Source organism: Mesorhizobium sp. P2_D6, from assembly GCF_056404315.1.
In genome coordinates this window covers 25,466-39,440 of record NZ_JBFUEG010000013.1, presented here as the reverse complement: position 1 = coordinate 39,440, position 13,975 = coordinate 25,466, and the positions used below count along the sequence as shown (strand labels likewise).

The window sequence follows — 13,975 nt, the reverse complement described above, 5'->3', positions numbered from 1 at the left end:
GCTAGGGTTGTTGCAAGCAGCGAAAATTTCAGGAGCAACCCATGCAGGGCGTCACCGTCGTCGACCACCCGCTTGTCCAGCACAAGCTGACCATTATGCGCAAGAAGGAGACGTCGACAGCCGGCTTCAGGCGGCTGCTGCGCGAGATCTCGCTGCTGCTCGGCTACGAGGTCACCCGCAACCTCGAACTGACGACGACCACCATCGTGACGCCGATCGAGACCATGGAGGCGCCGACGCTGGAGGGCAAGAAGCTGGTCTTCGCCTCGGTGCTGCGTGCCGGCAACGGCTTGCTCGAAGGCCTGCTCGACCTGGTGCCGGCGGCGCGCGTCGCCCATATCGGGCTCTACCGCGACCACGAGACGCTGGAGGCGGTGGAATATTTCTTCAAGGCCCCGAGCGATCTCGCCGACCGGCTGGTGATTGTCGTCGACCCGATGCTGGCGACCGCCAATTCGGCGATCGCGGCCATCGACAAGCTGAAGGGGCGCGGCGCCACCAACATTCGCTTCCTCTGCCTGCTGGCGGCACCAGAGGGCATCGAGCGCTTCACCAAGGCGCATCCGGATGTTCCGGTGTTCACCGCCTCAATCGACCGCCAGCTCAACGAGAAGGGCTACATTATGCCCGGCCTCGGCGATGCCGGCGACCGCATGTACGGGACCAAATGACGGCGGCTGGCAAAGCCGGCTGACAAAGTCTCGTTTACCGCCCGTTTACGCAAAGCGTCGGTTTCGGGCCGGCGTTAAAGCGGCAAACACCATGTGCAGACAAGAATGGCCCTTCACGAAGGTCCATCCATGCTGCGCAAGCTTCTCATTCTGGGCGTGTTTGCCGGAACATCGGCGTCGATTCCGATCGTCTACCAGTCGAACCCGCAAATGCTCGACGGCCTGCTGAAGTCGACCGTCGCCAGCAAGCCGGCCGCGCAACCGCAGCCCGAGCTGAACCTCGCCTCGGTTCCCGACAAACCGGCGGCACCGCTGCCCACCGGCCGCAAGGTCACTGTGGCGGCTGACGAGCGCGGCCATTTCACCTCCGCCTTCAAGCTCAACGGCCGCCAGGTCGACGGCATGATCGACACCGGCGCCACGCTGGTCGCCATCAACACTTCGACGGCGCGCCGCATCGGCATCTCGCTCAGCCCGTCGGATTTCAGCCATCAGGTCAACACCGCCAACGGCGCGATCAGGGCAGCCGTGGTCAACATCGACCGCCTGCAGATCGGCAAGATCAGCGTCGACAACATCCAGGCGGTGGTGCTCGACGACAGGGCGCTGCACACCAACCTGATCGGCATGAGCTTTTTGCAGCGGCTGGCAAAATACCAGGTCGAAAACGGCACCTTGCTGCTCGTGCAGTAGCACCTTCCACTAACCGCGCGCCAGCACCCGGCGGATGACGGTCTTGTCGGCGGCCGGCTTCGAAGCCCCGATCGTGTAGGCCGAAAGCACAGCGGCCGCGGCGGCCGCGGCTTCCGCATCCGTGCGGGCATGGACCAGCGCCAGCGCATCGCCGGATCGCACCTCGGCGCCGCTCGGCAGCAGCCTGGTGATACCGACCGCATGATCGATCCTGTCGTCCGGCCGCGTCCGCCCGCCGCCGAGCCCGACCACGGCAAGGCCGATGTCGCGGGTGGCAATCCCCGTGACAAAGCCGTTTTCGGTTGCCTTGACCGTAAACTCCACCGCCGCTTTGGGCAGGTATTTCTCCGGCTTCTCGACGAAATCGGCGGGACCGCCAAGCGCCGCCACCATGCGCGCGAAAATGGCCGCCGCGCGGCCACCGGCCAGCGTTTCGGCGGCGCGCCTGAGACCATCTTGCTGGGATGACACCAGTCCCGTCGACTGCAGCATCTCTGCGGCAAGCGCCAGCGTCACATCCTCTAGCCGCTTGTCGCGGAACCGCCCGGTCAGGAAGTCGACGGCGTTGCGCACCTCGACCGCATTGCCGGCTGCCGACGCCAGCGGCTCGTTCATGCCGGTGACCAGTGCCGAGGCCTTCAGGCCGGCGCCATTGGCGACCTCGACCAGGCTGTTGGCCAGTGCGGTCGCATCGCGCGACTTCTCCATGAAGGCGCCATTGCCGACCTTGACGTCGAGCACCAGCGACTGCAGGCCGGCCGCCAGCTTCTTCGACAGGATCGAGGCGGTGATCAGCGGCACGGATTCCACCGTTCCGGTGACGTCACGGATTGCATAGAGGCGGCGATCGGCGGGCGCGAGGTCGGCGGTCTGGCCGATGATGGCGCAGCCGGTCTCCAGCACCGTCTTGCGGAAACGCGCAACATCCGGCTGGCTGATATAGCCTGGAATGGCGTCCATCTTGTCTAGCGTGCCGCCGGTGTGGCCGAGGCCGCGGCCTGAGATCATCGGCACATAGGCGCCGCAGGCGGCGACGATCGGCGCCAGCATCAGCGAGACATTGTCACCGACGCCGCCGGTCGAATGCTTGTCGGTGACCGGACCCGGCAGGTCGGACCAGTCGAGCACATCGCCGGAATCGCGCATCGCCAGCGTCAGCGCCACCGCTTCGTCACGGCTCATGCCGTTGAAGAACACCGCCATGGCGAAGGCGCCAACCTGGCCGTCCGAAACGCTGCCTGAGGTCACGCCGGCGACGAAGGCCGCTATCTCCTGCGCCGACAGTTTCTGGCCGTCGCGCTTGCGGCGGATGATTTCCTGCGGAAGCATCAGGCGTCGTCGCCCTTCGGCTCCGGCAACCCGTCCTGGAACACATGCGCGAGGATCGTCGCCAGCCGCGCGCCGCCGATCGGCGCCATGTCCTTGGTCTCCTGATGCGACAGCTCCGCCCCGGTCATTCCGGCGGCGAGGTTGGTAATCACCGAACAGGCGGCAACGCGCAGGCCAAGGAAGCGGGCGAGGATGACCTCCGGCACGGTCGACATGCCCACCGCATTGGCGCCCATGATACGGGCCATGCGGATTTCGGCCGGCGTCTCGAAGCAGGGGCCGGAAAACCACATATAGACGCCTTGATGCAGCCGGGTCCCGGTGGCCTTGGCGGCGCGTTCGATCGCCGCACGCAGGCCGACGTCATAGGCCTCGGTCAGGCCGACGAAGCGGCGATCGCTCGGCTCGCCGATCAGCGGGTTGGAACCGGAGAAATTGATATGATCGGTGATCAGCATCACCGATCCCGGCGGCATATCGGGATCGACCGAACCGGCGGCGTTGGTCAGGATCAGCTTGGTGATGCCGATGCCGGCGAGCACCTCCAGCGCCGGCCGCATCGCCGCGGCAACGCCGTGCTCGTAATAGTGGGCGCGGCCCGACAGCATCAGCACCGGCGTGCCGGCAAACAGCCCCGCCACCACCTCGCCGGCATGGCCGGTAACGCCGCTGCGGGGGAAACCAGGCAGGTCGGCATAGGAAACGCGCACGGCATTTTCGACCTGGTCGACAAGCCCGCCAAGGCCCGACCCCAGCACCATGGCGGTGGTCGGCGCCAACCCGTCCAGTCGTTCAACGAGATGGTCCAAAGCTTCTTTCATGTCAGCCAATCTTCATTTCAAAATGTCGCCGCGGAATCCGTAGGGCAGCATGTCGCCCATGGTCACGGTCTCGACCACGCCGCCATTGTCGCAGAGGTAGAGTTTCGTGTCCGGCCGGCAGAACTCCGCCAGCCTCTGCCGGCAGCCGCCGCAGGGCGAGCACTTCGCCATGCGCGAGGCAATGACTGCGATCTCCACGATCTTGCCGCCGCCGCCCATGATGTAGTGGCCGAGCGCCGTGGTCTCGGCGCACCAGCCTTCCGGATAGGATGCCACCTCGATGTTGGCGCCGGTGAAGACACGGCCGTCCTCGGTGCGCAACGCCGCACCCACCGGAAACTTCGAATAGGGCGCGTAGGCCTTGGCCATGGCCTCTTGCGCGGCTTCGAACAGATCATGCGACATTCAGGTGTTCTCTCCGACGATCATGGTCAAAACCCGGCGCTTTGCGTTTTCCTCGCGCCTTTCAAGCACCGAGCCGCGTGTTCGGCTCAGCGGTCCCAGACTAGCCTGCCCGGATCAACGTTCCTTGACATAGGGCACGCCGCCGGCGCGTGGCGGGATCGCCTTGCCGATGAAGCCGGCCAGCAGGATCACGGTCAGCACATAGGGCAGCGCCTGCATGAACTGCACCGGCACCTTGCCGATGAGCGGCAGCGGTGAGCCCTGCAGGCGGATCGCAGCCGCGTCGAGGAAGCCGAACAGAAGGCAGGCGAACATGGCGTTGACCGGCCGCCATTTGGCGAAGATCAGCGCCGCCAGCGCGATGTAGCCCTTGCCTGCTGTCATGTCCTTCACGAAGCCGCCATTCTGCACCATCGACAGATAGGCGCCGGCGATTCCAGTGAGGATACCCGTGCAGATCAGCGCCCGGTAGCGCAGCCAGGCGACCGAGATACCGGCGGTGTCGACGGCGGCCGGGTTCTCGCCGACCGCGCGCAGCCTGAGGCCGAAGCGGGTACGAAACAGCACCCACCAGGTGAACGGCACCATAGCGAAAGCGAGATAGACCAGGATCGAGTGCCCGGACAGAAGCTCGGAATAGATCGGTCCGATGATCGGCACGTCGTGGATGGCGGCCGCGCCAGGCAGAGTGATGGCCTCGAAGCGCTCGCCCGGCTGCAGCGCCGGCGTTCGCCCACCTTGCTGGAACCAGGCCTGGCCCAGAATGATGGTCGACCCGGCGGCGACGAAGTTGATAGCCACACCGGAGACGATCTGATTGCCGCGGTGGGTGATCGAGGCGAAGCCGTGCACCAGGGCAAAGGCGACCGACATCACGATCGCCATGCCGAGACCGAGGAAGGCCGAATGGAAGACCGAAGCTGCGGCCGCACCGGCAAAGGCGCCGACCAGCATCTTGCCTTCCAGCCCGATGTCGAAAACACCTGCGCGTTCCGAATAGAGGCCGGCGAGGCAGGCGAGCAGCAGCGGCACCGACAAGCGTATGGTCGAGTCGAGTATCTGCACGATGGCGATGAACACATCCATCTCAGGCGCCCTTCCCTTTGACCGCTTCAATGCCGACCGACCTTGGACTGAACGAAGCGAACAGCGCCTGGACGTAGGGCCGGAACATGTGCTCCAGCGCACCGGCAAACAGGATGACGAGACCCTGGATGATGACGATCATGTCGCGAGAAATTGCAGGCATCTCGAAGGCGAGTTCGGCGCCACCTTGATAGAGCATGCCGAACAGGATCGCCGCCAGCACGATGCCGACCGGATGCAGGCGGCCCATCAGCGCCACGGCGATGCCGACGAAACCGGCGCCGGAGACGAAATCGATCGCCACATTGTGCTGGTCGCCCATCACCGGGTTCAGCGTCATCATGCCGGCCAACGCGCCCGAGATCATCATCGCGATGAGGATGATGCGCGTCTCCGAAATGCCGGCATAGCGCGCCGCCTTCGGGCTGTGGCCATAGGTGCGCATCTCATAACCGAGCTTGGTGCGCCAGATCAGCAGCCAGACCAGGAAGGTCATCACCAGCGCCAGCAGGAAGCAGATGTTGAACGGCGCCGAGCGGATCTTGGCGCCGAACAGTTCGATGATCCAGTTGAGCTTGGGCAGTTCGGCGCCGGCGAGGAAGTTGCGGGTCTGCGGCGCCTGCGAGGCAGCCGGCTTCAACGGCCCGACCAGGAGATAGACCATGATCGAGGCAGCGATGAAATTGAACATGATGGTGGTGATGACGATATGCGAACCGCGCTTGGCCTGCAGATAGGCCGGGATCAGCGCCCACAGCGCGCCGACTGCGGCCCCGGCGGCGATCGCCAGCGGGAAGGTCAGCCACCATGGCAACACACTGTCGAAGGCGAGACAGACCACGCCCACGCCGAGGCCGGCAATATAGGCCTGGCCCTCGGTGCCGATGTTGAACAGGCCGCAATGCGCGGCCACCGCCACCGACAGGCCGGTGAAGATGAAGGTGGTGGCGTAAAACAGCGTGAAGGCGATGCCGGTTCCCTTGCCGAAGGCGCCCTCGACCAGGATGACAGCGGCGCGGAACGGGTTCTCGCCGACCAGCATGACGACGAAACCGGCAACGATGAAGGCCACCGACAGATTGATCAGCGGGATCAGCCCATAATCGGCCCAGGCGGGCAATTTGGCGTAAGGCGTGCTCATTCTGCAGCCTCCTGGCGCTCGACACCCGCCATCAAGAGGCCAAGCTCGCCTTCGGTCGCCTCCGGGCCGCGTTCGCCGACGATGCGGCCGGCAAACATCACCAGGATGCGGTCGGACAGCGAACGGATCTCGTCGAGTTCCACCGACACCACCAGCACTGCCTTGCCCTGGTCGCGCATGGCGATCAGCCGCTTGTGGATGAATTCGATGGCGCCGACATCGACCCCGCGCGTCGGCTGGCCGACGATGAGAACACCCGGGTCTTGTTCCATTTCTCGCGCCAGCACGATCTTCTGCTGGTTGCCGCCGGAGAAATTCGCCGTCTTCAGGCGTGGGTTGCCGGGACGAATGTCGTATTTCTCGATCTTGTCCTTGGCGTCGGCCATGATCGCATCGATGTTGAGGAACGGCCCTTTGAGATAGCGCGGGTCGTCATGATAGCCGAGGATCGAATTCTCGTTCTCCTCGAAGGCCAGCACCAGCCCGACATGGTGGCGATCCTCCGGCACATGCGCCAAGCCCCGATCGCGCAATTCGCCGGGATCGGCCTTGCCGGTCAAGTCGATCGGTTTGCCGTCGAGCATGACCGAGCCTGACACGGCGTGCCTGATGCCGGAAATCGCCTCCAGCAGTTCGGACTGGCCGTTGCCGGCCACGCCAGCAATGCCGACAATCTCGCCGGCTTTGATATCGAAGGAGATGTCGTCGACCATGGTGACGCCGCGGGAATCCTTCACCGTCAGGTTCTTGACCGCGAGCTTGACGGCGCCGGCTTCCGCTTCGCCCTTTTCGACCCGCAGCAGCACGCGCCGCCCGACCATCAGTTCGGCGAGTTCGCCCACCGTCGTCTTGGCTGTTTCGCGCGTCGCCACCATCGTGCCCTGGCGCATGACCGAGACATTGTCGGTGATGGCCATGATCTCGCGCAGCTTGTGGGTGATCAGCACCACCGTCTTTCCCTGTTCCTTCAATTGCTTGAGGATGCGAAAGAGGTGGTCGGCCTCGGCCGGCGTCAAGACGCCCGTCGGCTCGTCGAGGATCAGGATTTCGGCGCCTCGATAAAGCGCCTTGAGGATTTCGACGCGCTGCTGCAGGCCGACCGGCAGTTCCTCGATGATGGCATCGGGATCGACTTCCAGCCCGTATTCGCGCTCGAGGCGCTCCAGTTCGGAGCGCGCCTTGGCGATGCTCTTTTTCAACAGCGCATCGCTTTCGGCGCCGAGGATGATGTTTTCCAGCACGGTGAAATTGTCGACCAGCATGAAGTGCTGGTGCACCATGCCGATGCCGAGCGCGATGGCGTCATTGGAGGTCTTGATCGACGCCGGCTTGCCGCCGACGCGGATTTCGCCACTGTCAGCCTGGTAGAAGCCGTAGAGGATCGACATCAGCGTCGACTTGCCGGCGCCGTTCTCGCCGACAATGCCGTGGATGGTGCCGCGCGCGATCTCCAGATTGATGTCGCGATTGGCGCGAACGGCGCCAAAACTCTTGTTGATGCCGATCAGTTCGATTGCGGCTTGCGCCATGCAGCCTGTCCCACTCTTATTTTTTTATCGCTTGGTCAAAACGCCTAGCATGATGCCCCGTCTGTGCCAATTGGCGGCGCAGCGACCACTCTCGACAAATCCCGATGCGATTGTCAATTTCGAACGTGGCCGGAGACCTTCACATTCACTAATATACAAGGCTCAATAGTCGCATCACTTTGTAACTGCGTGCACCGAGACCTGGGGAATTTCGAATGATCATGCCTGCCGACCGGCTGACGACGCTGGAAATCCGCACCACCGAGCAGGAAAAGACCATTGAAGAACTGTCCGGCCAGATCGCCGAGCAGTGGCAGGTGATCGAGCGCATGCAGCGCAAGCTCGATGCCCTGACCGAGCGCTTCATGGCGCTTGAGGAACAGTCGGCGCCGGATGTGCCGATAACCAAACCACCGCACTGGTAGCAAGGAGAAGCCGATGGCCAGTGAGAGCGATCCCGTTGCGCGTGCCGGCGACTATGTGCTTGGCCTGATGAACGACCGCGACCGGGAACGCGCCGAGCGCGACCTGGAGACCGATCCCGCCTTCCGCGACACGGTGATGCGGCTGGCCGAGCGCATGCATGTCTTCGACCGCACGGGGCCGCCGTCGGGTGGCAGCGACCGCTGGCGGCTGATCTCGCAACGCATCGCCGAAATGCCGCAAATGCGTATGGTCGGCCACGACGAGGTTAAGCCGGCGCCGGTGATCAGCAAGCTGGAGCGCCGCCCGTATGGCGTGGGTGTGCATTCGCTCGGCGGCCGGCGCGGCGCCGTCATCGCCATCGCGCTGATCGTGGTGTTTGCGCTGGGTTATCTCTTGGGCTTGTTGTCGGCGGGAAGTGCGCTCCTGCCCTGACCTGCGAGCCAATCGCGTAGGGTGCTCCCCCACTCCGTCTCGCCTTCGCCGAGCCCGCGACGCCGGAACTGCCGATCTCCCCCTTTGCGGGGGAGATGGCCGGCAGGCCAGAGGGGGGTGTGAAGGATCGCCAGCCTGAATTGCTTCCGCCGGGAATGAACCCGTGAATTGGCTGATAGGCCGAGGGACAGCACCCCCCTCTGCCTTGCCAGGCATCTCCCCGCAAGGGGGAGATCGGATGTCGCCGAGACCTTCGCCAATCTTCAACGACCCCCCAAAACAAAACCGCCGGGCTTTCACCCGGCGGTTCCAAACCTTAGTCCTTGCCTATCAATACGGGCAGGCGTTGTCGGCGGTGTAGTCATGCACCTCGATCTTGCCGGCGATGATGTCGGCCTTGGCCTTTTCGACCGCCGCCTTCATCTCGTCGGTGACCAGCGCCTTGTTGTTGTCGTCCATGGCATAGTCGACGCCGCCTTCCTTGAGGCCGAGATTTTGCAGGCCGCCTTTGAAGGTGCCGTTCTTGCCGTCCATGAAGGCGGTGTAGACGGCCACGTCGACGCGCTTCAGCATCGAGGTCAGCACCTTGCCGGGCTGCAGGCCGTTCTGGTTGGAATCGACGCCGATGCCGAGCTTGCCGGCATCCGCCGCCGCTTGCAGCACGCCGACGCCGGTGCCGCCGGCCGCGGCATAGACCACGTCGGAGCCCTGGTCGATCTGCGTCTTGGCGATCTCGCCGCCCTTGGCCGGATCGTTCCACGCCGCCGGCGTGTCACCGGTCATGTTCTGGATGACGTCGGTAGCACCTGCAGACTTGGCGCCGCCGACATAGCCGCATTCGAACTTGCGGATCAGCGGAATGTCCATGCCGCCGATGAAGGAGACCTTCTTCGTCTTCGAGGCCATCGCCGCCATGATGCCGACGAGATAGGAGCCTTCGTTTTCCTTGAAGACAAGCGAGCGGACATTGGGCAGGTCGACGGCATCGTCGATGATGGCGAAGTTAAGGTCGGGATATTCCTTCGCGACAACCTTCAGCGCATCTTCCCAGGCAAAGCCGGCCATGACGATCGGATTGCGGCCGTCTTCGGCGAAGCGGCGCAGCGCCTGCTCGCGCTGCGAGGCGTTGGACACTTCGAACTCGACATAGGCGGTGCCGGTCTCGGTCTTGAACTTTTCGGCGCCGTGATAGGCAGCCTCGTTGAAGGATTTGTCGAATTTGCCGCCGAGATCGTAGAGGATGGCCGGCTGGACATCCGCGGCGAAAGCCGGAAGAACCATTGCGGTTGCGGCCAGGAGGCCGAGAACGATACGTTTCATGTGATCCACACCCTGTCGGTTATTTTTTTCCGTTACGCGCCGCCCGCCTGCCCGGTTCTCCGGCAGGCATACGACATCAGCCAGGAGCGTACTCCCCTCCCGCTCCAGGCAATCTGGCACGGCCCGAAACAAAATTCACGCGGAATTTTGACCTTTTGGAAAAGCATGCCCAAGGCGGTGACAGCCGTGGACGGGAGCCGCCTTGTCGTCGCAAGTCCGCCGGAACAATCCCGTCAGCCCGGGGCGAATTCTCCGCCTCGCCGCCGGCGCCGGTAGCCGATCGCGTGGAGCAGCAAGGCAGCGACCGCGAACACGGCAAAGCCGGGCTGGGCAAGCACCCAGGCGATGCCGCTATCCCATACTATCGGGCTAGCCTTGGCGCGCACGAAGGTCTCGAAAGCCGCGCGGGTGTCGGGCGACACCGCCAGCCAGCTCGAATTGAGCGGCGTCATGACCAGCGCGGAGGCCGCCACCGAGCGCGTCGCGTCAAGCACCGCCATGATGACGGCGACCGAAAGTGCGACCATGGCCGCGAGGCGAAACAGAAAACGCAACATCGAGATCTTTCCTCCGGTCCTCAAGCTCCTCCCGAGGACCATCCGGTCAAGACGAGGGATAGAATGCGTAGGCCCGGCGCGCAATCGGCTTACGCGAATTTGAAGCCCCCCGTCCGCCTATATGGTCGCCTTTCGGCTGCGCCGATGCACGAGCCAGACGCCGAGGATACCGCCGCCGATGGCGCCGACCACCAGCCCGGCAAGGCCGATGAACACCGCGAAGTAGCCGCAACCGCCCTCGAAACAGCTGATGTCGGTGACTTCGGCGATGGCAGCACCCAGCGCGAAGCCGGCGACGGCGCCGACGACCGCGCCGAGAATGGTGCCGAGCAGCGCGGCGACGATCGAGGCGAAGACTGACGGCGCTTGCGCTTGCCGCGCGGTATAGCCGGCCGCAGGTCCGGCATCGCGGCGCAGCAGGTAGATGCAGAACAGGCCGATGCCGATTTCGGCTGCAGTGATCGCCATGCTCCTGGGGGAAAAGACGAAATCCGGCACAGCCAGCACATAGGCCTGCCTTGCCAGCAGAAAGACGATGATGGCGATCTGCCAGAAGGTGAAATGGCGCGGGAAGTGCGCCGAACGGCCGAAGGCGAGGCCGAGCAGATAGAGCCCCCACAGGATGGTGATGATATCGAAGGCCAGCGCGCCAAGGACGAAATAGAAGACCGTGTCCGGCAGGCCGGAATTACCGACCAGCCACCAGGCCGAAACCAGGCCATAGGCCGACCACGCCATGACGAAGGCCAGCCAGACCACCGGGATGAAGGACAGGTCCGAACGCCCGGGCGGCAACCCGCCTGGGATGCCTCCGGCTGGCGTTCCGCTGCCGGGATTTTCGCCAATCGATGTCATGTCGGACAATGCCCCCCGCAAAGCCTCTGCCTCACTCGACAGGTGGCCGGGGGCGAAGTCAAGCGCGGCCGTCCCCACGGCGTTGCCTGTGCACACCATTCGGCGCCCCAGCGCTTCTGGAACGGAGGCGCCGACGATCCCGCGAAACGATGCATGGCCGGCAAAGCGAATAGACTGCCGTTATGGCTTGGCATTCGGCGCCGGATCGACTAGATGAGCCCCGCGCCTTGTTTGATTGACGGGCGCCGGGAAGGGCATCCGCTGGTTGGCGGCGCCCGTGACGCGGGTCTCCCCCGCACTTCCCAAAGGGATGCATCTCCCCAACCCGCGCGGCAAAACCGGCCGGCGCGAATGCAAGGACGGAGAGGTGGCCGAGTGGTTGAAGGCGCACGCCTGGAAAGTGTGTTTACGGGAGACCGTAACGCGGGTTCGAATCCCGCTCTCTCCGCCAGTTTTCTTGCCTAACATATTGATTTTGTAAATAATTATGAACGCCTATCCGAGGATTGGCGTCACTACGGCTCTCGACCCCATTCGGCCTTCGCAGCAATCTGAGACATAGCGTCGTGGCTAGGCTGTTGCGGCCGTCGCCTGCGTCGGGGCCCGTTTTCGAGGAGCGGGACGGCGTCGATCGCGGCGTTTCGAAACGACTTTGAGGGGAACGGCTGGCGCTGGAGACAGCGCGCCAAGCACGGCGTTGACCATACCGTTGGCTACGAAATCGGCGCTGATGTCGGCGGCCAGGGCTTGCCCTTCTTTCCAGGCATCTCCTTCCTCCGCGTCCGACCAGAACACAATTCCGATTCTCAAACCTGCCTTGGCGCGTTTCAGTCGGCGGACCAGAAAGCGAGCATGCTTGAGGGAGTCCCGATTGAGGAACCCGACCACGACGGTGTCGATCGTCTCTAGGTCGAGACGACGAATACCTGCCGGCTCCATATCGACAAAACTTGCCTTCGCCACCGTTGCGCCTTGCACCTCCAGCACCTGAGCGAGCATGGCGGCAGCGGCGTCGTCAAGTTCCCCCCGACCGCCGGCACAAAGCACCGACATGTCCTTGCCATCGGGCAGCTCGATCTCTTCCTCCTCGACGCCATCTGGTTCGTTGCTCGCGCTCCCTTCCGCGACGGCTGTCGGCTCATCTTCCTCGCTTGCTTCTTCCTGTGCATCGTCGGCAAGATTTGCCACAAGAATTTGGGCGCTCGCCGCCACCTGCCTTTGCTGCTGATCGCCCATCACGCCACGCATGCGGTCCTGCTCGCCCAAAAGGAGAGCAGGAATGGCGACCTTGTCGTAGAAATCGATCAGATACTTCTCCTCGAGGATCTCCTCGGCATGGTCAGTGGCCTCGTCGGGATCGCCGGCCAGGAGCCGCTGATACAGCCGGGCGTGAGGTTCGAGGACGGGCTCGTTGCCAAACAGGACGTCGAGAAACTCGAACTGCGGAACGTGTCGCCCGAGGACGACGAGACAAACTGTCAGCGGCGTCGAAAGGACCAGGCCGAGCGGCCCCCACAGCCATGTCCAGAAGATCGCCGCAACGATGATTGCCAAAGGGGAAAGTCCCGTGCGCGAGCCGTAGAGCCACGGTTCGACGACATTGCCGGTTACCAGTTCCATCACGATGAACAGTGCAGCGGTCCACAGCACCAGCGACCAGCCCGGTGCCACGGCCAAGGCGAGGAACAATGGCAGCAGCGCGCCTATCACGGGGCCGATATAGGGAACGAAGCGAAGCGCCAGTGCCAGCAAACCCCACAGCAGCGCGTTGGGAATGCCGAGCACCCAAAGCCCGATCGCAATGGGTATTGCGTAGACAATGTTGACCACCAATTGCATGAGCAGATAGCGGCCCACCCGCTTGCCGGCGTCCTGCAATGCTTCTGTCGTGCGGTGGAGATCCCCGTAGCCGACCAGGCGGATAAACCGGTCGCGCAGATCCTCGCGCTCGAGCAACATGAAGATGACCACGATGATGATCAGGCCAGCCGATGCCAACGGGCTGATCAACGGTCCGATGATGTTTTGCAGGACCTCGAGCGGTCGCTCTCGGGCGACGATCTCGACGGGAACAGGCTCGCGGCGGGGCTTGTCCGCCGTAGGCGGCGTCACCTCCTGCTTGTCGATCTCCTGACCGACACGCTCGATCACCCCGCTTAGCCTGGCAATGATGCCGCCACCAACGCCCGTCTCCTTGAGGGAACGCACCTTGGTCAGAATGTTTGTCTGGTAGGCCGAAATGTTCTGGGCGAGCTCGCTCACCTGCGTCGCAACAATGAAGCTGAACAGGCCCAGAGCCGCAAATGCACCAATCACGCTGAGAAGGACTGCAGGAAGCCGAGGCAATCCGACGCGCTTCAGTGCGGAGACAACCGGCGCGAGCGCAAAGGTCAAAAGCAGCGCGATGGCAATCGGGAGAAAAACTTCGCGACCGAAATACAGCGCAGCAACCGTCGTGACGACAGTTGCGACGGTGGGCAGAGCTGTGCGCGGATGGGCAGCCCCGGCCGCAAGAATCCGTCCTAGCCCTCGCTCGGACGATGGGATGTCGTTTCGACGATTGGCAGCCACCTGATTCCCCCCGTTGCCTCACGATAATTAGACCCATTCGACTGCCGGGCAATGTTAGCAGGGTCGAATACATGCGTTTTGCGGCTTGCAGGCTCCGGATTTTCCGCCTCCACGCTGTCTCAACCGTGAAACCGGGCTC

At 63.7% G+C, this 13,975-nt stretch carries 14 protein-coding genes and 1 tRNA gene; 5 read left to right on the top strand and 10 right to left on the bottom strand.

Annotated elements, in window-relative coordinates:
• Positions 1 to 41 precede the first annotated feature (41 nt).
• On the top strand, positions 42 to 671 hold the full coding sequence (gene upp / locus AC1D1L_RS24125; RefSeq protein ID WP_477343935.1) for a uracil phosphoribosyltransferase: 630 nt from the start codon (positions 42 to 44) through the stop codon (positions 669 to 671).
• A 129-nt stretch (positions 672 to 800) separates the two neighbouring features.
• Positions 801 to 1,364, top strand: a complete 564-nt coding sequence (locus AC1D1L_RS24120) for a TIGR02281 family clan AA aspartic protease (protein ID WP_352586206.1) — start codon at positions 801 to 803, stop codon at positions 1,362 to 1,364.
• 9 nt (positions 1,365 to 1,373) lie between these two features.
• On the opposite strand, the gene deoA is transcribed toward AC1D1L_RS24120, so the two are convergent.
• The 6 genes from deoA to AC1D1L_RS24090 all read right to left on the bottom strand — a co-directional run bounded on the left by deoA (position 1,374) and on the right by AC1D1L_RS24090 (position 7,675).
• Positions 1,374 to 2,693 carry a thymidine phosphorylase gene (gene deoA / locus AC1D1L_RS24115; protein ID WP_477343934.1) on the bottom strand — a complete coding sequence of 440 codons (1,320 nt, stop codon included), beginning with the start codon at positions 2,691 to 2,693 and terminating at the stop codon, positions 1,374 to 1,376.
• On the bottom strand, positions 2,693 to 3,514 hold the full coding sequence (locus AC1D1L_RS24110) for a purine-nucleoside phosphorylase (RefSeq protein WP_192259062.1): 822 nt from the start codon (positions 3,512 to 3,514) through the stop codon (positions 2,693 to 2,695). Before AC1D1L_RS24110 ends, deoA begins: the two co-directional genes overlap by 1 nt.
• 12 nt (positions 3,515 to 3,526) lie before the next feature.
• The gene (gene cdd, locus AC1D1L_RS24105; protein ID WP_181057375.1) at positions 3,527 to 3,919 is read right to left on the bottom strand and encodes a cytidine deaminase; all 393 of its coding nucleotides are present in this window, start codon (positions 3,917 to 3,919) and stop codon (positions 3,527 to 3,529) included.
• Between the two features lie 114 nt (positions 3,920 to 4,033).
• Positions 4,034 to 5,005 carry an ABC transporter permease gene (locus AC1D1L_RS24100; protein ID WP_023671125.1) on the bottom strand — a complete coding sequence of 324 codons (972 nt, stop codon included), beginning with the start codon at positions 5,003 to 5,005 and terminating at the stop codon, positions 4,034 to 4,036.
• A gap of 1 nt (position 5,006) precedes the next feature.
• Entirely contained in the window at positions 5,007 to 6,146 is a 1,140-nt protein-coding gene (locus tag AC1D1L_RS24095; protein WP_477343933.1) for an ABC transporter permease, read from the bottom strand.
• Entirely contained in the window at positions 6,143 to 7,675 is a 1,533-nt protein-coding gene (locus AC1D1L_RS24090; RefSeq protein ID WP_477343932.1) for an ABC transporter ATP-binding protein, read from the bottom strand. The genes AC1D1L_RS24095 and AC1D1L_RS24090 overlap by 4 nt, the downstream gene beginning before the upstream one ends.
• A 215-nt stretch (positions 7,676 to 7,890) precedes the next feature.
• Here AC1D1L_RS24090 and AC1D1L_RS24085 point away from each other — a divergent pair, with 215 nt between their 5' ends.
• Both AC1D1L_RS24085 and AC1D1L_RS24080 read left to right on the top strand, forming a co-directional pair.
• Positions 7,891 to 8,100: a SlyX family protein gene (locus tag AC1D1L_RS24085; protein WP_142866097.1), complete on the top strand. Its 210-nt coding sequence runs from the start codon at positions 7,891 to 7,893 to the stop codon at positions 8,098 to 8,100.
• Between the two features lie 13 nt (positions 8,101 to 8,113).
• Positions 8,114 to 8,533, top strand: coding sequence for a hypothetical protein (locus tag AC1D1L_RS24080; protein ID WP_477343931.1), 420 nt, complete (start codon positions 8,114 to 8,116; stop codon positions 8,531 to 8,533).
• 330 nt (positions 8,534 to 8,863) lie between these two features.
• On the opposite strand, the gene AC1D1L_RS24075 is transcribed toward AC1D1L_RS24080, so the two are convergent.
• The 3 genes from AC1D1L_RS24075 to AC1D1L_RS24065 form a co-directional block, all read right to left on the bottom strand.
• Positions 8,864 to 9,853: a BMP family lipoprotein gene (locus AC1D1L_RS24075; RefSeq protein ID WP_477343930.1), complete on the bottom strand. Its 990-nt coding sequence runs from the start codon at positions 9,851 to 9,853 to the stop codon at positions 8,864 to 8,866.
• Positions 9,854 to 10,086: 233 nt separating this feature from the next.
• Positions 10,087 to 10,410 (bottom strand): hypothetical protein, encoded by a 324-nt coding sequence (locus AC1D1L_RS24070; protein WP_477343929.1) that lies wholly within the window; start codon positions 10,408 to 10,410, stop codon positions 10,087 to 10,089.
• A gap of 117 nt (positions 10,411 to 10,527) precedes the next feature.
• Positions 10,528 to 11,265 (bottom strand): hypothetical protein, encoded by a 738-nt coding sequence (locus tag AC1D1L_RS24065; RefSeq protein ID WP_477343927.1) that lies wholly within the window; start codon positions 11,263 to 11,265, stop codon positions 10,528 to 10,530.
• A 361-nt stretch (positions 11,266 to 11,626) separates the two neighbouring features.
• Between AC1D1L_RS24065 and AC1D1L_RS24060 the strand changes: the two genes are divergently transcribed.
• Positions 11,627 to 11,716: transfer RNA gene (locus AC1D1L_RS24060), tRNA-Ser, on the top strand.
• Between the two features lie 119 nt (positions 11,717 to 11,835).
• Here AC1D1L_RS24060 and AC1D1L_RS24055 read toward each other — a convergent pair.
• Positions 11,836 to 13,836, bottom strand: coding sequence for an AI-2E family transporter (locus AC1D1L_RS24055; RefSeq protein WP_477343926.1), 2,001 nt, complete (start codon positions 13,834 to 13,836; stop codon positions 11,836 to 11,838).
• Positions 13,837 to 13,975 lie beyond the last annotated feature (139 nt).